Annotated in this window: 17 protein-coding genes and 1 tRNA gene; 14 read left to right on the forward strand and 4 right to left on the reverse strand. The window is 72.4% G+C overall.

Annotated elements, in window-relative coordinates; all coding sequences use genetic code 11:
* Positions 1 to 6: 6 nt before the first annotated feature.
* Together ACIBTV_RS18060 and ACIBTV_RS18065 are read right to left on the reverse strand one after the other, a co-directional pair.
* A complete protein-coding gene (locus tag ACIBTV_RS18060) occupies positions 7 to 858 on the reverse strand; it encodes an alpha/beta fold hydrolase (RefSeq protein ID WP_396706195.1) in 852 nt (283 codons plus the stop codon).
* 74 nt (positions 859 to 932) lie between these two features.
* The gene (locus ACIBTV_RS18065) at positions 933 to 2,180 is read right to left on the reverse strand and encodes a hypothetical protein (RefSeq protein WP_396706197.1); all 1,248 of its coding nucleotides are present in this window, start codon (positions 2,178 to 2,180) and stop codon (positions 933 to 935) included.
* A gap of 119 nt (positions 2,181 to 2,299) precedes the next feature.
* Between ACIBTV_RS18065 and ACIBTV_RS18070 the strand changes: the two genes are divergently transcribed.
* The 7 genes from ACIBTV_RS18070 (at position 2,300) to ACIBTV_RS18100 (ending at position 8,418) form a co-directional block, all read left to right on the forward strand.
* The gene (locus ACIBTV_RS18070; protein ID WP_396706198.1) at positions 2,300 to 3,199 is read left to right on the forward strand and encodes a TatD family hydrolase; all 900 of its coding nucleotides are present in this window, start codon (positions 2,300 to 2,302) and stop codon (positions 3,197 to 3,199) included.
* Between the two features lie 82 nt (positions 3,200 to 3,281).
* Entirely contained in the window at positions 3,282 to 4,151 is an 870-nt protein-coding gene (gene rsmA, locus ACIBTV_RS18075; protein ID WP_396706200.1) for a 16S rRNA (adenine(1518)-N(6)/adenine(1519)-N(6))-dimethyltransferase RsmA, read from the forward strand.
* A 9-nt stretch (positions 4,152 to 4,160) separates the two neighbouring features.
* A complete protein-coding gene (locus tag ACIBTV_RS18080) occupies positions 4,161 to 4,334 on the forward strand; it encodes a hypothetical protein (RefSeq protein ID WP_396706202.1) in 174 nt (57 codons plus the stop codon).
* Positions 4,331 to 5,281: a 4-(cytidine 5'-diphospho)-2-C-methyl-D-erythritol kinase gene (locus tag ACIBTV_RS18085; RefSeq protein WP_396706204.1), complete on the forward strand. Its 951-nt coding sequence runs from the start codon at positions 4,331 to 4,333 to the stop codon at positions 5,279 to 5,281. The genes ACIBTV_RS18080 and ACIBTV_RS18085 overlap by 4 nt, the downstream gene beginning before the upstream one ends.
* Positions 5,282 to 5,409: 128 nt before the next feature.
* Positions 5,410 to 7,215, forward strand: a complete 1,806-nt coding sequence (locus ACIBTV_RS18090) for an ABC-F family ATP-binding cassette domain-containing protein (RefSeq protein ID WP_396706206.1) — start codon at positions 5,410 to 5,412, stop codon at positions 7,213 to 7,215.
* Between the two features lie 126 nt (positions 7,216 to 7,341).
* Complete coding sequence (locus ACIBTV_RS18095; RefSeq protein WP_396706208.1) at positions 7,342 to 7,797, forward strand: DUF4383 domain-containing protein; 456 nt, start codon at positions 7,342 to 7,344, stop codon at positions 7,795 to 7,797.
* Positions 7,798 to 7,941: 144 nt separating this feature from the next.
* On the forward strand, positions 7,942 to 8,418 hold the full coding sequence (locus ACIBTV_RS18100; protein ID WP_396706209.1) for a DUF4383 domain-containing protein: 477 nt from the start codon (positions 7,942 to 7,944) through the stop codon (positions 8,416 to 8,418).
* 31 nt (positions 8,419 to 8,449) lie between these two features.
* Here ACIBTV_RS18100 and ACIBTV_RS18105 read toward each other — a convergent pair whose 3' ends face one another.
* Positions 8,450 to 9,139 carry a TetR family transcriptional regulator gene (locus tag ACIBTV_RS18105; RefSeq protein ID WP_396706211.1) on the reverse strand — a complete coding sequence of 230 codons (690 nt, stop codon included), beginning with the start codon at positions 9,137 to 9,139 and terminating at the stop codon, positions 8,450 to 8,452.
* A 226-nt stretch (positions 9,140 to 9,365) separates the two neighbouring features.
* Positions 9,366 to 10,322, reverse strand: a complete 957-nt coding sequence (locus tag ACIBTV_RS18110; protein WP_396706212.1) for an acyl-CoA desaturase — start codon at positions 10,320 to 10,322, stop codon at positions 9,366 to 9,368.
* Between the two features lie 132 nt (positions 10,323 to 10,454).
* Here ACIBTV_RS18110 and ACIBTV_RS18115 point away from each other — a divergent pair, with 132 nt between their 5' ends.
* The 7 genes from ACIBTV_RS18115 to ACIBTV_RS18145 all read left to right on the forward strand — a co-directional run bounded on the left by ACIBTV_RS18115 (position 10,455) and on the right by ACIBTV_RS18145 (position 16,698).
* On the forward strand, positions 10,455 to 11,318 hold the full coding sequence (locus ACIBTV_RS18115; protein WP_396706214.1) for a helix-turn-helix domain-containing protein: 864 nt from the start codon (positions 10,455 to 10,457) through the stop codon (positions 11,316 to 11,318).
* A gap of 13 nt (positions 11,319 to 11,331) precedes the next feature.
* A tRNA-Gln gene (locus ACIBTV_RS18120) sits at positions 11,332 to 11,403 on the forward strand.
* Between the two features lie 103 nt (positions 11,404 to 11,506).
* A complete protein-coding gene (gene glmU / locus ACIBTV_RS18125) occupies positions 11,507 to 13,042 on the forward strand; it encodes a bifunctional UDP-N-acetylglucosamine diphosphorylase/glucosamine-1-phosphate N-acetyltransferase GlmU (RefSeq protein WP_396706216.1) in 1,536 nt (511 codons plus the stop codon).
* A gap of 59 nt (positions 13,043 to 13,101) precedes the next feature.
* Positions 13,102 to 14,082, forward strand: a complete 981-nt coding sequence (locus tag ACIBTV_RS18130) for a ribose-phosphate diphosphokinase (protein WP_091592502.1) — start codon at positions 13,102 to 13,104, stop codon at positions 14,080 to 14,082.
* Between the two features lie 263 nt (positions 14,083 to 14,345).
* A complete protein-coding gene (locus tag ACIBTV_RS18135) occupies positions 14,346 to 15,044 on the forward strand; it encodes a 50S ribosomal protein L25/general stress protein Ctc (protein WP_396706219.1) in 699 nt (232 codons plus the stop codon).
* A gap of 96 nt (positions 15,045 to 15,140) precedes the next feature.
* A complete protein-coding gene (gene pth / locus ACIBTV_RS18140) occupies positions 15,141 to 15,731 on the forward strand; it encodes an aminoacyl-tRNA hydrolase (protein ID WP_396706221.1) in 591 nt (196 codons plus the stop codon).
* Positions 15,732 to 15,867: 136 nt separating this feature from the next.
* On the forward strand, positions 15,868 to 16,698 hold the full coding sequence (locus ACIBTV_RS18145) for an inositol monophosphatase family protein (RefSeq protein ID WP_396706223.1): 831 nt from the start codon (positions 15,868 to 15,870) through the stop codon (positions 16,696 to 16,698).
* Positions 16,699 to 16,710: the final 12 nt, after the last annotated feature.

Consider the following 16,710-nt stretch of genomic DNA (forward strand, 5'->3'; position numbering starts at 1 on the left):
GGGACGTCAGGCGCGAGCCATGGTCGGTGAGCCGATGAAGTCCATGATCGCCTTGTTGACCTCATTGGCGTTCGTCCACGGGATGCCGTGCGGGGCGCCCTTCAGGGTCACCAGCTGGCTGCCGGCGAGCATCGGCTGCAGCCGCTGCCCGGTCTTCGCGTACGGCAGCACGTTGTCCTTGTCGCCCTGCACGATCAGCACCGGCACGTCGATGTTGGGCAGGTCGCCCCGGAAGTCGGTGAGCCACGCGTCGACGGAGTCGTACGTGCCCTTGGCCGAGGCCCGGGCGCCGATCTCCCAGTGGGCGCGGAACGCCTCCTCGCTGACCAGCTTGCCCTTGTTCTCGCTGTAGTTGAAGAACGCGTCGCAGAACTGCGTCAGGTAGGCGAAGCGGTCGGCGATGATCGCCTGCTGGAAGCCGTCGAAGAGGCTCTTGTCGACGCCCTCCGGGTTGTCCGCCGTCTTCAGCAGGAACGGCGCCAACGGTGCCAGCAGCACCGCCTGGCTCACCCGCTGCGACCCGTACGCGCCGAGGTAACGGGTCACCTCACCGGTGCCCATGGAGTGGCCGACCAGGATCGTGTTGCGCAGATCCAGCTCGGTCATCAGCACGTCGAGGTCGGCGGCGAAGGTGTCGTAGTCGTACCCCATCGTCGGCTGCGCCGAGTTACCGAAACCGCGCCGGTCGTACGTGATCACCCGATATCCGGCGTTCAGCAGCGGAATGGACACCTTCTCCCACGTCGCACCGTTGAACGGGAAGCCGTGGATCAGCACGATCGGCTGACCGGCACCGTGGTCCTCGTAGTACAGGTCGATGGGCGCGGAGTTCTCCGTCCCCACGGTGATGAAGGGCATGCTCTTCTCCTGACGGGCTCGGGTTGTCTCCTCGCCCGGCGCATTCCCGGCCCGCCTCCCGGTATGCCCGCCGCCTAGAGGGCATACGGGACGTGGACGACCTGGTCATCCGTCACCTCCGCGCCCGGGGCCCACACCTCGTAGATGCCCCGGTCGTGGCACTGTGCGGCGGTCACCGCCACGGAGTCCGGATCGGGTCGCCGCAGCCGCAGCCGCAGCCAACCCGCCTCCTCGCGCAGCACCAGACACGACACACCGCGCCAGGACGCGAAGCGCAGCCGCCGGGCCACCGCGTCCACCGGATAGCGGGCGGCCCGGGTCATCGCCAGCACCCGGAAGCCGCCGGGCAGGTCGGCGACCGCCTCGTACTCGCTGTCGCCGTACCGGCCGACGAGCTGAGTGGCGCGGGGCGCGTCCCCGGTCGGCAGGTACTCCTGGTCCGGGGAGAGGCCCGGCACCGCGGCGATCAGGTGCCGCCACTGCGGGCCGACCATCCGCAGCCAGCCCCGCTGCTCGGCCTGGTAGGTGTAGAGCACCACCTCCACCCCGTTCGCCGGGTAGGCGAGCAGGGTGGCGTTGGCCGGCATCGGCAGATCGGCGAAGTCGCGGGTGACGAACTCCGGGATCAGCTGGTTGCTGCTGGGCACGAAACCGGTGCCGAGCACCGCCGGCCCCAGCCGGTCGCGGGGCGGCAGCGCGCTCAGGCCCCGGTGCGCCTCGCCCACCGGCACGTCGTAGTCGACCGGGTCGGTGGCGCGCCAGCGCAGCGCGTACGTCACCTCCCCGCCGTCGCGGCCCACCTCAGCGTCCGTGCGGAGCAGGGTCGTCGCCGACGGCGTACGCAGGTGGGCGACGTCGTACTCGCGGTAGCAGAACCCGTGCGGCAGCCAACCCCGCACGTAACCGGCGAGCTGACGGCCGGAGAGCATTTTGACCATCCGGGTGCCCCGGCGGATCGTCGCCGACCCGCGTACCGCGACCAGCGTAGGGTCGTCGGCCGCGTCGGGGCGCTGGCTGAGCTGGTGGACCTGCGCCCAGCCCCGTTCCCGGTGCACCGGCATCAGCAGTGGCGCCTCCGGCTCCTCACCCGGGTCGGCCGCGCCGTGCACGGCGGTCACCTCGGTGACGTGCACGAACCGGCGCCAGGGCAGGGCCGACCCCGGGCGGGGCGCCCACTCGAAACCGGCCACCTCGTCGGCGCTGAACAGCTCGTACGCGGCCCCCCGGGCGATCTCCTCCGCCGGGTAGACGCCGCCGCCGTACGCGACCCGCAGCCCGGTCCGCTCGCCGGCGTCCCCGCTGGCGTGAGGAGTGACACTCATGCCGCACCTCGCTGTGCCCACGGCTCGCTCACGGGGCGACCGTAGAGTCGCTCTGCGTGATCGAGGTGAACAGCGGGTGGCGGGCGGATGTCCACGGTCCGTGTGTGATCCTTTGGGTGATGACCGAGCCAACCGAACAGACGAGCGAGTCCCGCCGGGCGCGCGCGGCCCGACGTGCCGGGGAGTTCCCGCCCGCGCCCGAGCCGCTGCCGAGCCCGGTGCTCGACAGCCATACGCACCTGGACATCACGGTCAGCGAGGCCGGTGTGCCCGGCGGCGGGCGCACCGACGACCCCGTCGGCACGGCCATCGCGGTCGCCGCCGACGTCGGCGTCGACCGGCTGGTGCAGGTCGGCGTGGACGTCGCCTCCTCCCGGTGGGGCGCCGACGTGGCCGACCACCACCCGGCGGTCCTGGCCACCGTGGCGCTGCACCCCAACGAGGCGCCCCGCCTCGCCGACCTCGACGAGGCGCTGCGCGAGATCGAGACGCTCGCCGCCCGGGACCGGGTCCGCGGCATCGGGGAGACCGGCATGGACTTCTTCCGCACCGGCGACGAGGGTCGCGCCGCGCAGGAGGAGAGCTTCCGGGCCCACATCGCCATCGCGAAGCGCTACGGCAAGACGCTGGTCATCCACGACCGGGACGCGCACGCCGACGTGCTGCGCGTCCTGGACGACGAGGGCGCGCCGGACACCGTGGTCCTGCACTGCTTCTCCGGTGACGCGGACTTCGCCGCCGAGTGCGTCCGCCGGGGCTACCTGCTCAGCTTCGCCGGCACGGTCACCTTCGGCAGCGCCGGTGCGCTGCGCGAGGCCGCCGCCGTGACCCCGCTCGACCAGATCCTCGTGGAGACCGACGCCCCCTACCTGACGCCGACGCCGCACCGCGGCCGGCCCAACGCGTCGTACCTCATCCCGCTCACCGTCCGCTCGCTGGCCGCGACCACCGGCGCGGACCTCGACGAACTCTGCGCCGCCATCTCGGCGACCGGCGAGCGCGCCTTCGGTCCGTGGTGAGCCGCCCGCCGCGCCCGGGGGCGGCGCCGGCCGCACCGGGTCCCTTCCGGGCGGCCCCGCCGAGCCGCATACGCTGCTGCCCATGACCGGTCTCCTCGGCCCGGCGGAGATCCGGGAGCTGGCCGCCCGGCTGGGCGTGTCGCCGACGAAGAAGCTCGGCCAGAACTTCGTGCACGACCCGAACACGGTGCGCCGGATCGTCACCGCGGCCGGGCTCGGCCCGGACGACGTGGCGCTGGAGGTCGGCCCCGGGCTCGGTTCGCTCACCCTGGCCCTGCTCCCGGTCGCCGCGCACGTGCACGCCGTGGAGATCGACCCGGTGCTGGCCGGCGCGCTGCCGGAGACCGCCGCCCGGCACGCCGGTCCGGCCGCCGCCCGGCTGACCGTGCACCGGGCCGACGCCCTGCGGATCACCGCCGCCGCGCTCGCCGACCCGCCCCCCACCGCGCTGGTCGCGAACCTGCCCTACAACGTCGCGGTGCCGGTGGTGCTGCACCTGCTCGCCGAGCTGCCCGACCTGCGGCACGGCCTGGTCATGGTGCAGAAGGAGGTCGCCGACCGGCTCGTCGCCGGCCCCGGATCCAAGGTGTACGGCATCCCGTCGGTCAAGCTCGCCTGGTACGCCCGCGCCCGCGCCGCCGGCAAGGTCCCGCCGAACGTCTTCTGGCCGGTGCCCAACGTCGACTCCGGGCTGGTCGCCTTCACCCGGCGCGAACCACCCCGCACCGACGTGACCCGCGAGCGGGTCTTCGCGGTGGTCGATGCCGCGTTCGCCCAGCGTCGCAAGACCCTGCGCGCGGCCCTCGCCGGGTGGGCCGGCGGGGCGGACCGGGCCGCCGCCGCGCTCACCGCGGCGGGGGTGGACCCGGGTGCCCGCGGCGAATCGCTCACCGTCGAGCAGTTCGCCGCCGTCGCCGCGTCGGCCCCGGCCGCCGCACCGGCCGCGCAGTAGGCTGGCGCGGTGCCCGCCGACACGGGCCTCCCGAACCATGGGCGGACCGTGCGGCAACCGCCGCACGTGTACGCGTACGACCTGGTCGACGGCCGGAACGAGCCGACCGAAGACCCCGCCGAGGAGCTGATCGTGGACAAGCCGTTCGACATCCGCCCGCGCGTGCGGGACGCCGCCCCGTGACCGAGGCCTGGCGTCCGGACGACGACGGTCAGCGGCGCGGCGCGACCGGCCCGGTGCGGGTACGCGTACCGGCGAAGGTCAACCTGCACCTCGGGGTGGGCCCGCTGCGCCGGGACGGCTACCACGAGCTGAACACCGTCTACCACGCGATCTCGATCCACGACGAGCTCACCGCCCGCCGGGGCGACACCCTCACCCTCACCATGGAGGGCGAGGGCGCCGGCGAGCTGGCCCTCGACGACTCGAACCTGGTGATCCGGGCCGCCCACGCCCTCGCCGGCTACGCCGGGGTCCTTCCGCACGCCCGGCTGCACCTGCGCAAGCAGATCCCGCTCGCCGGCGGTCTGGCCGGCGGCAGCGCCGATGCCGCGGCGGCCCTGGTCGCCTGCGACGCGCTCTGGGGCACCGGCCTGTCCCGCGACGAACTGGCGGGCATCGCCGCCGACCTCGGCTCCGACGTGCCGTTCCTCATCCACGGCGGCACCGCGTTGGGCACCGGCCGTGGTGAGGCGGTCAGCCCGGTGCTGGCCCGCCCCACCTCCTGGCACTGGGTCGTCGCCATCGCCGACGGCGGCCTCTCCACCCCGGCCGCCTACCGCGAGCTGGACCGGCTCCGCGAAGCCGGCACCGCCGGCCCGCCGCTGGGCAGCACCGACACGCTGCTCGCCGCGCTGCGCCAGCGTGACCCGCGGGTGCTGGCCGCCGCGCTCGGCAACGATCTCCAGGACGCCGCGCTCGCCATGCGTCCCGCGCTCGCCGAGACCCTCAAGGCGGGCGAGGCGGCGGGCGCCCTGGCCGGCCTCGTCTCCGGCTCCGGGCCCACCTGTGTCTTCCTCGCCACCGACGAGAAGCACGCCGTCCGCCTCGCCGCGGACCTGACCGCCGCGGCGGTGTGCCGCGAGGCGCGGGTGGCGCACGGGCCGGTGGCCGGCGCCCGGATCGTCTGACGGCTCTCCCGACCCAAGATCCCTGATCTGGGCGGGTGACGCGGGAGGCGGGCCGCCCGCGTACGCTGGTAGGCCAGGCGTCCCGTGCCCGCCCGGCACCGGGGCGCTTTGATCATGGAAGGTGGGTCGTGGCCAACATCGTCAACCTGGACCGGGTGTCCAAGGGCTACGGAGCTGCCGGCCCGCTGCTCACCGACGTGTCGCTCGGCCTCGACGACGCCGACCGGATCGGCGTCGTCGGCCTCAACGGCGCCGGCAAGTCCACCCTGCTGCGGCTGCTGACCCGCACCGAGGAGCCCGACGACGGCCGCGTCACCCACCGCCGTGACCTGCGCGTCGCCTGGCTGCCGCAGACCCTCACGCTCGCCCCCGACGCCACCGTGCGTGACGTCGTGCTCGGCACCGAATGGCTCGCCGAGAGCATGGGCGCCGAGCACGAGTGGGCCGGCGACGCCGGCGTGCGCGCCATCCTCGACGGCCTCGGCATGCCCCACCTGGGCCTCGACCAGCCGGTCGGCCCGATGTCCGGCGGTGAACGCCGCCGCGTCGCCCTCGCCGCCCTGCTGGTGCGCGACTCCGACCTGCTGATCCTCGACGAGCCGACCAACCACCTCGACGTCGGCGGCGTCGACTGGCTCGCCCGGCACCTGCTCGGCCGCAAGGGCGCGCTCGTCGTGGTCACCCACGACCGGTGGTTCCTCGACGCCGTCTGCACCACCACCTGGGAGGTCGCCGACCAGACCGTCCGGGCGTACGAGGGCGGCTTCGCCGCGTGGACGCTCGCCCGCGCCGAACGGGAGCGCGTCGCCGCGGCCACCGAGGCCCGCCGGCAGAACCTGCTCCGCAAGGAGATCGCCTGGCTGCGGCGCGGCCCGCCGGCCCGCACCTCCAAGCCCCGTTTCCGCATCGACGCCGCCAACGCGCTGATCGCCGACGTCCCACCGCCGCGCGACACCATGTCGCTGCAACGGCTCGCCACCGCCCGGCTCGGCAAGCAGGTGTACGACCTGGAGCAGGTCAGCCTGCACGCCGGCCCGAAGGAGATCCTGCGCGACGTCACCTGGCAGGTCGGCCCCGGCGACCGGATCGCCATCCTCGGCGCCAACGGCGCCGGCAAGACCACCCTGCTGCGGATGCTCGCCGGCGTCACCCGCCCGCACGACGGCCGGTTCGTCACCGGCTCCACCGTCCGGCCCGCCTTCCTCTCCCAGGAACTCGCCGAACTCCCCGGCCAACTGCGGGTCCTCGAAGCGGTCGAGGAGGTCGCCCGGCGGGTGCAGCTCGGCGACCGGGAGATCTCCGCCGCCCAGCTCGCCGAGATCTTCGGCTTCGACGACCGGCGGCTCTGGACCCCGGTCAGCGACCTCTCCGGCGGCGAGCGGCGTCGGCTGCAGATGCTGCGGCTGCTCGCCGGTGAGCCCAACGTGCTCCTCTTCGACGAGCCCACCAACGACCTGGACACCGACACCCTCGCCGCGCTGGAGGACCTGCTCGACTCGTGGCCCGGCACGATCATCGTGGCCAGTCACGACCGCTACCTCATCGAACGCGTCACCGACGCCGCGTACGGGATGTTCGGCGACGGGCGGCTCGTGCACCTGCCCGGCGGCATCGACGAGTACCTTCAGCGCGCCGCCGGCCGGCCCGGCTCAGCCCGCGCCGAAGCCGTCCCCGCGGCCACACCCGAGGCCCCGGCCCGCGCCGGCCTCTCCGCCGCCGAGGTGCGGCAGGCCCGCAAGGAGCTGACCCGCCTGGAACGGCAGATCGGCAAGCTGGAGCAGCGCGAGGCGACGCTGCTCGACCAACTCGCCACGCACGCCACCGACTACGCGAAGGTCGCCGACCTCGACGGCCAGCTCAAGGACCTGCGCGCCGAGCGGGAACGCACCGAGGAGGCCTGGCTGGCGCTGGCCGAGGAACTGCCGGCCGACTGAGCACCCCACGCCGCCCTCCGCCGACGGGGGTGACCGCCGCGCCGGGGGGCCGTGTGCGGCGTCACATCCCGACGTGCGGGACAATCGTCGTCGACCCTCACCCGAAACGGCGTTGGAGACACAGACATGGCCCACACCCCCGTCAACCACCCCGCGCGGCCGATCTACCGGGCGATCGGCGGGCTGACCGGTCTGTACCTGGTGGTCTTCGGTGCGCTCGGCGTCATCGAGAGCGCCGGCAACCCGTTCTTCGCCCAGGACGACACCCAGGTTCTCGGCCAGGGCACCAACCTCGGCTTCTCGCTGCTCAGCATCCTGCTCGGGGTGCTGGTGCTGGCCGGCACCGCGCTCGGCCGCAACATCGACGTCGCGATCAACCAGTGGCTGGCGTACGCGCTCATGGTGATCAGCCTCGGCGGGCTCGCCTTCATCCGGACCGACGCGAACCTCTTCAACTTCAGCATCGTGACCGTCATGGTGGTCATGGTCGCCGGCCTGGTCCTGCTCATGTGCGGCATGTACGGCAAGGTCGGCTCGGACGAGGAGCGGGAGGCCTTCGAGAAGGCCCGCCTCGTCCTCTGACAGCGCTCCCGGGTCCTCGCCGGAGCCGCACCCGCCCGACCACACGCGGAATGCGGCCCCGGCGAACCCGGTTCGCCGGACAACCCCCGCCGCGCCGGGTGACAATCCTCCGGAACCGGTCAACTCGGGCGGAGGCGAAAGATCATGGCGCACATTCCGGTCAACCACCCGGCGCGGCCGATCTACCGGGTCCTCTCCGGCGCCATCGGGCTCTACATCCTGGTCTTCGGCGTCTGGGGCGTCGCGCAGACCGCCGGTGAGTCGCTCTTCGGTCGCGGCAGCCACTGGGTGCTCGGGCTCCGCACCAACCTCGCGTTCTCCATCGCCTCGGTGGTCTTCGGCGCCTTCCTGCTGATCGGCGCGTCCCGACGCACCAACCTCGGCCACTACATGAACCTGACCGCCGGGGTCGTCTTCCTGGTCACCAGCATCCTCATGATGTCCGTGCTGCAGACCGAGGCGAACTTCCTCAACTTCTCGATGTCGACCGTCATCGTCTCGATGATCTTCGGCCTGGTCCTCCTCGGCACCGGCCTGTACGACAAGATCGGCACCTCGGACCACGCGGAGGCGCAACGCAACCACCGCTACCACCCAGTCGCCGACATGCACCGCCGCTGAGCGCGCCGCGAACCGGTGCCGCCCGCGCGGCTCAGCGGCCCCGCGGGGTGATCAGCGTCGGCTTCGCCTCCAGGTGGGACAGGCCGTTCCAGGCCAGGTTCACCAGGTGCGCCGCCACCGTCTCCTTACGCGGCTTGCGGACCTCCAGCCACCAGCGGCCCGTCAACGCCACCATGCCCACCAGCGCCTGCGCATAGAGCTCGGCCAGCTTCGGGTCGTACCCCCGGCTCTTGAACTCCGCACCCAGAATGTGCTCCACCTGGTGCGCCACGTCGTTGAGCACGCTGCTGAAGTTGCCCGTCGCCGACATCACCGGCGACTCCCGGACCAGCACCCGGAACCCGCTGGTCTCCTCCTCGATGTAACCCAACAGGGCCATCGCCGCCTGCTCCAGCAACTCCCGCGGATGACCGGCCGTCAGCGCCGTGGTGATCCGGTCCAGCAGGGCGCGGACCTCACGGTCCACGACCACCGCGTAGAGCCCCTCCTTGCCACCGAAGTGCTCGTAGACCACCGGCTTGGAGACCTTCGCGCGGGCCGCCACCTCCTCGATGGAGGTGGCGTCGAACCCGCGCTCCGCGAAGAGCTGCCGGCCGATCACGATCAGCTGCTCCCGCCGCTGGGTCGCCGACATGCGCACCCGGGACGGAGCCTTGCCGGTCGCCGCCGGAGCCGGCCGCCGCCGTGCGGCGGCCTCCTCTTTACCTGGACCATCCGCCATCTCGTCACCTCGCTGGCGCTCGGTGACGCCCTGCCGTGGGATGGTGCCTCCGCTGTGTCCGCTCACGTCGCCGCCTCACTGGCGTTCGGTCGAAAGACGCTGTCGCGCCCTCCGACCGTATCCACCGCGGGCCCGGCCCCCCTGTCGCCGAGCACCCCGGCGCACCCCCCGCTTGGTCCGGTCATCCGGCCATACTGCCAGGTGACCGCCGGGATCATCGCCCGCATTACCCCGCGGCCGGTGACGCCAGCTTCGCGGCGAGCCGCTCCGGCTTCGGCCAGCGGACGTCGTACGCCGCGCCGACCTTCTCGAAGAACCAGATCACCCGGGCCGAGATGTCCACCTGGCCGCGCATGACGCCGTGCCGGGCGCAGGTCGGGTCGGCGTGGTGCAGGTTGTGCCAGCTCTCGCCGAAGGACAGGATCGCCAGCGGCCAGAAGTTCGCCGCCCGGTCGCCCTGACGCATCACGAACGGGCGCTCGCCGTAGACGTGGCAGACCGAGTTGATCGCCCAGGTCACGTGGTGCAGCAGCGCGATGCGGACCAGGCCGGCCCAGAAGAGCGCGGTCAGCGCACCCTGCCACGACCAGGTCAGCAGGCCGCCCATCAGCGCCGGACCGAGCACCGAGATCACCACCAGCAGCGGGAAGAGGCGGTCGACCCGGCGGATGTCCTGGTCGGCGAGCAGGTCGGGGGCGAAGCGCTCCCGGTTGGACAGCTCCCGCCGGAACAGCCAGCCGATGTGCGCGTGGAACATGCCCCGGGTCAGACCCCAGACGCTCTCGCCGAACCGCCACGGCGAGTGCGGGTCACCCTCCAGGTCGGAGAAGGCGTGGTGGCGCCGGTGGTCGGCCACCCACTGGATGATCTCGCCCTGCACCGAGAGCGAGCCGGCGACCGCCAGGGCGATCCGCAGCCCGCGGCGGGCCTTGAACGAGCCGTGCGTGAAGTAGCGGTGGTAGCCGACCGTCACCCCGAGTCCGGAGATCACGTACCAGAACGCGGCGATGCCGACGTCCGTCCAGCTCAACCAGCCACCCCAGGCCACCGGTACGGCGGCGATCAGGGCCACGAAGGGAATCACCACGAACGCCCAGAGGGCGACCAGGATGCCGGTCGACTGGCTGCCCTGGGTGAGCGGCTTCGGTCCGGGGGCTTTGGGTTCGAGCAGAGCGGTCGACATGGCACCTCGCAGCACAAGGGGATGGGGAAGATCAACGAAGTTACGCCTACGTCACCGTAACTTACGGAACCGTAGTCCGCACGAGGAAGTTCACAAACACCTTCGTCATACCCGCCGCCTACGGTCCCTACCGTGACCGATCCGACCGTGGCAGAGGTCCGCCGGCTACGTACCGTCGACGGGCTCTCCGTGCGCGAGATCCGGGCCCGTACAGGCCTCGGCCGTAACCGGGTGTACGAGCTGCTGCGAGGTGTGCCGCCGCCCCCGGCGACCCGTAGGCCCAACGCCAAGGACGACCTGCGCGTCCGGGCGGTGGAGCTGCGGGCCGACGGCTACTCGGTTCCGGAGATCGCCACTCACCTCGGGGTGGCGAAGTCGACGGCCTACCGGTGGGTGCGCGACGCGCCGATCGAGCCCGACGGTGACGTCGCCCGAGCCCGCCACGAGGCCAGGGTGAAGGCTGCGGGGGATGCTCGGTGGGCGGCGCACCGGGCGGAGCGCGACGCGGCTCGCGCCGCCGTGCACGAGCGGGCCGCGCGGACCGTCGGGTCGCTCGACGACCGCGATCTGCTGCTGCTGGGTGCGGCCCTCTACTGGTGCGAGGGCGCCAAGTCCAAACCGTGGCGACGCGACGACCACGTGCAGTTCGTGAACAGCGATCCGGGCCTGTTGGCGCTGTTCCTGCGCTTCCTGGAGGCCTGTGGCGTCGACCGGGCGGCGCCCACCTATCGGGTGAGCATCCACGAGACCGCCGACGCCGACGCCGCGACCAGCTGGTGGGCGCAGCGGCTGGGTCTTCCGGTCGGGCAGTTCCGGCGGCCGACCCTCAAGAAGCACAAGCCGAACACCATCCGGCGCAACGTCGGCGCCGATTATCACGGCTGCCTCGTGATCAACGTGCCGCGCAGCCGCGCGCTCTACTGGCGGATCGAAGGTATGATCGCCGAGCTGTTTCAGAGAACAGGCGGCGCGGGCGTTGAACAAGCGGACCGTTAGGCTTGACATCTGATGGGGTGTGGGGTAACGGCAACCCGCAGGCCTTTGGAGCCTTGAGCTCCTGGTTCGAATCCAGGCACCCCAGCTCGTGCTGGTCGGAACGCATTCGCCGTGGCCGTGCCAACCATCGCATTCGCTCTGGTTAGCATGGCCGCGAGAGTGTCCGCCTTCCCGACGGGAGCCACGTCGTGTCCCAGCCCCACCTTCGCACCGTCGTCGTGCTCGCCGCCGGTGAGGGCAAGCGGATGAAGTCGGCGCTGCCCAAGGTGCTGCACCCGCTGCTCGGTCGCACCCTGCTCGGTCACGTGTTGAGCGCCGCGGCGCCCCTGGCCGCGGACCGCACCGTGGTGGTCGTCGGGCACGGTGCCGACCAGGTCCGCGCGCACCTCGCCGAGACGGCCCCGGACGCGACGCCCGTGCTGCAGGCCGAGCAGCTCGGCACCGGGCACGCGGTGCGGATCGCGCTGGACGCCGTTCCGGAGGCCACCGGCACCGTGGTCGTGATCAACGGTGACGTGCCGCTGCTGCGCCCGGAGACGGTGAGCGCTCTGGTGCAGGCGCACGAGCAGGCCGGTGCCGCGGCGACGGTGCTCGCCGCCGAGGTGCCCGACCCGACCGGCCTGGGCCGGATCGTGCGGGACGCCGACGGCCGGCTGGAGCAGATCGTCGAGGAGCGCGACGCCACGCCGACGCAGCGGGCGATCCGCGAGATCAACGCGGGGATCTACGCGTTCGACGTGCCGCGGCTGCGCGACGCGCTGGGCAAGCTCTCCACCGACAACGACCAGGGCGAGGAGTACCTGACCGACGTGTTCGGGCTGCTCGGCTCGGCGGGTGAGCCGGTGACGGTGCACGTCGCGGCGGACCACGTGGAGACGCTGGGCTGCAACGACCGGGTCGAGTTGGCCGCGCTGCGTCGCCTGCTGCGGGACCGGATCAACGAGGCGTGGATGCGCACCGGGGTTAGTCTGCTCGACCCGGAGACCACCTGGATCGACGTGACGGTGGCGCTGGACCGGGACGCGGTGATCGACCAGAACACCCAGCTGCGGGGCGGTACGGTGGTCGGCACCGGCGCCGTGGTCGGCCCGGACGTGACGCTGGTCGACACGGTGGTGGGCGAGGGCGCGACGGTGCTGCGCAGCCACGCGATCGGCGCGGAGGTCGGGCCGGGGGCCAGCGTGGGGCCGTACGCGTACCTGCGGCCGGCGGCGCGGCTGGCCGAGAAGTCGAAGGTCGGCACGTTCGTCGAGGTGAAGAACTCCGAGGTCGGCCCGGGCGCGAAGGTGCCGCACCTGTCGTACGTGGGTGACGCGACGATCGGCGCGAAGGCGAACATCGGCGCGGCGACGATCTTCGTGAACTACGACGGGGTCAACAAGAACCGGACGGTCGTGGGCGAGGGCGCGTTCGTGGGCTGTGACACGAGCCTGATCGCGCCGGTCGAGGTGGGCGCCGGGGCGTACGTGGCGGCGGGGAGCGCGATCGCCCAGGACGTGCCGCCGGGCGCGCTGGGGGTGACCCGGGCGCCGCAGCGCAACATCGAGGGCTGGGTGGCGCGTAAGCGGCCGGGGACGGTCTCCGCGGCGGCGGCCGAGCGGGCGCTGCGGTCGGCCGAGGATGCGCCGGTCGCGGGCGGTGCCGCAAGCGAAGGTGAGGCAATCCACGGGGAGGCCGAGTCGGTGGGCGGGGCGTCCGCCGCGGGGGATACTGCAACCGAATAGTCCCCGGCCCACCACCTCCGTGCCGGGTACCACACCGACCAACGGGAGCAGACGGGCCCATGGGCAGCATCGTCGCCGAAAACCGCAAGAGCCTGATGCTCTTCTCCGGGCGTGGATTTCCGGAGCTGGCCAAGGAGATCGGTGAGGTGCTCGGCGTCGCGCCGACGCCCGCCGACGCGTACGAGTTCGCCAACGGTGAGATCTTCGTACGTTTCAAGGACTCGGTGCGTGGTTCGGACGCCTTCGTGGTGCAGTCCGTCACGCACGGTGTGAACACGTGGGTCATGGAGACCCTGATCATGGTCGACGCGCTGAAGCGCGGTTCGGCGAAGCGGATCACGGTGGTGCTGCCGTTCTACCCGTACTCGCGGCAGGACAAGAAGCACCGCGGTCGGGAGCCGATCTCGGCGCGGCTGGTGGCGGACCTGCTGAAGACCGCGGGGGCCAACCGCATCCTCACGGTCGACCTGCACACGGCCCAGATCCAGGGCTTCTTCGACGGGCCGGTGGACCACCTGTTCGCGATGGACATCCTGGCCGAGTACGTGGAGCGCCGGTACGCGGGCCGCCCGATGACGGTGGTCGCGCCGGATTCGGGCCGGGTTCGGGTGGCGGAGCGGTGGACGGACCGGCTCGGTGGCTGCCCGCTGGCCTTCATCCACAAGACGCGGGATCCGCTGAAGCCGAACCAGGTGGTGGCGAATCGGGTGGTCGGTGACGTGGAGGGACGGGTCTGCCTGATCGTCGACGACATGATCGACACCGGTGGCACGATCTGCAAGGCGGCGGACATCCTGAAGGAGTCCGGTGCGGCCGACGTGATCGTGGCGTCCACTCACGCGCTGCTGTCGGACCCGGCGACCGAGCGGTTGAAGAACAGCCCGATCAGCGAGGTCGTGGTGACCAACACGCTTCCGCTGCCGCCGGAGAAGCAGCTCGACAAGATCACTGTGCTGTCGATCGCGCCGCTGCTGGCCCGGGCGATCCGGGAGGTCTTCGACGACGGTTCGGTGACGACGCTCTTCGGTGGCCTGAGCTGATCCGGTGACCGTTCCCGGTCGTGTTTCCGACGGCCGGGGACGGTGTTCGGGGGACTGGCGGAGAGCCGCGAAACGGCTCGGGTAGACTGGTGCGGTTGCCACGGCGAGGGTGCCCGGCGGGCCGCTGAGGAAGCGCCGCACGGAGGCACCGTCATCGACGCGGTGCTCCGGGCAGTCGTTCATGACGCATGAGCCCCAGCGAGCCCCTCGCCCCAGCACCGCCAGTCGACAAGCCGCCGCAGCGAAGCATCAGGAGTTTCCCCGTGTCCGAGGTAAAGATCAGCGCCGAGCCCCGTACCGAGTTCGGCAAGGGTGGTGCCCGTCGTACCCGCCGGGCCGGCAAGGTGCCCGCCGTGCTGTACGGCCACGGCGAGAAGCCCAAGCACATCGCGCTGCCGGCCCGTGAGTTCGCGGCCGCGATCCGCAAGGGCGGCGCCAACCAGCTCTTCGCGATCGAGGTGAGCGACGGCACCCAGGCGCTGGCGCTGCCGAAGGCGATTCAGCGTGACCCGGTGCGGGACACCTTCGAGCACGTGGACCTGCTGCTGGTCCGCCGGGGCGAGAAGGTCACCGTCGAGGTCCCGGTCGAGCTGACCGGTGAGGCCGCGAAGGACACGCTGATCGTGCACGACCACGACACCCTGTCGGTGACCGCCGACGCGACCAAGGTGCCGGACCACCTGGAGGCGTCGATCGAGGGCGCCGAGCCGGGTGTGCAGGTCACCGCCGCCGACGTGACGCTGCCGGCCGGCGTCGAGCTGGCCGCCGACCCGGAGCTGGCGGTCGCCACGGTGACCGCCGCCCCGACCGCCGAGCAGCTCGAGGCGACGCTCCCCGAGGTCGAGACGGCCGCCGAGGAGGAGGAGGCCGAGGTCGGCGAGGTCACCGAGGGCTCCGAGGGTGCCGACGCCGCTCCGACCGCGGAGGGCGAGGAGAACACCGAGGCGCGCACCGAGGCCTGATACGGCTGTTTCCGTGCGACAGGCGTCCCCGCGCGTTCGGGGGCGCCTGTCGGCGTATCCGGGTCGGTTGGCGGGGATGGCGAAAGAGGGCGGGTCGTGACGGACGAGGCGGGACCGTGGCTGGTCGTCGGCCTGGGCAATCCGGGCCGGGAGTACGCGGGTAACCGGCACAACGTCGGCTTCATGGTGGCCGACCTGCTGGCCGGGCGGGTCGGTGCGAAGTTCGGCCGGCACCGGCGGGCGATGGCGGAGGTGGCCGAGGGGCGGCTGGGTTTCGGCGGGCCGCGGGTGGTGCTGGTCAAGCCGTTGACGTACATGAACCTGTCCGGTGGGCCGGTGGCCTCGCTGGCCCAGTTCTACAAGGTGGTGCCGGGGCAGGTGGTCGCGGTCCACGACGAGCTGGACATCGGCTACGGGCAGCTGCGGGTGAAGTGCGGCGGCGGTGAGGGCGGACACAACGGGCTGCGCTCGATGTCGAAGTCGCTGGGCACGAAGGACTACGTGCGGGTGCGGTTCGGCATCGGCCGGCCGCCCGGTCGGCAGGATCCGGCGGACTACGTCCTGTCGGACTTCGCGGCGGTCGAGCGCAAGGAGCTGGAGTTCCTGGTGGACCGGGCGGCGGACGTGGTGGAGTCGGTGATCACCCGTGGGGTGGAGCCGACGCAGAATCTGTACCACGGGGGCTGATACCGGGCGGGGCGTACCGGATCGGGCGTGACGGGCCGGTAGTCTGCGCCTTTCGGCGTGCCGCGACCGGCGACGCGGGTCGCGGCGGGACGGCCCGGTGGGTGACCCGGGCCGCGAGGCGACGGGAGCGGTAGTCATGGGCACTCCACCGATGATCGACGGCGCGTTCGCCCGGTGGCTCGCCGGGCGGGCGGGTCAGGCGCTGGTCGCCCTGCGGGCGGAGACGGGGTTCGGTGACCCGGGCGCGTTGCGGTCGGCGGGGGACAAGGTCGCGCACGACCTGATCCGTACGGAGTTGGCGAGGTGGCGGCCGGGCGACGCGGTGCTCTCCGAGGAGGACGAGGGCGCGCGGTTGGCCTGGGCGGCGGAGGTGAACGAGGCGGCGGTATCGCGGCTGACCGCCGACCGGGTGTGGATCGTCGACCCGTTGGACGGCACCCGTGAGTTCGCCGAGGACGGGCGTACGGACTGGGCGGTGCATGTGGCGCTCTGGTCGCGGCACGCGCCGAGCCCGCACGGGCTGGTCGCGGGGGCGGTGGCGTTGCCGGCGCAGCACCGGGTGCTGGCGACGGACTATCCGCCGGCGTACCCGCCGATGACGGTGGAGGCGGCGACGGCGGGCCGGCGGATGATCCGGCTCGCGGCGAGCCGGAGCCGTCCGCCGGTGTTCCTTACCGACCTGGCGGAGGACGTGGGCGCGCATCTGGTGCCGATGGGTTCGGCGGGCGCGAAGATCGCCGCGGTGGTCACGGGCGAGGTGGACGGGTACATCCACGCCGGCGGGCAGTACGAGTGGGATTCGGCGGCGCCGGTGGCTGTGGCGACGGCCACCGGGTTGCACGCTTCCCGGATCGATGGTTCTGCGCTGAAATACAACGAAGCGGATCCACGCCTGCCGGACCTGTTGGTCTGTCGCAAGGATCTCGCTCCCCGGTTGCTTGCGGCGCTGCAGAGACATTCCGGGTAGCCTGACGGAGGT

Source organism: Micromonospora sp. NPDC049366, from assembly GCF_044466625.1.
Classification (GTDB): Bacteria; Actinomycetota; Actinomycetes; order Mycobacteriales; family Micromonosporaceae; genus Micromonospora.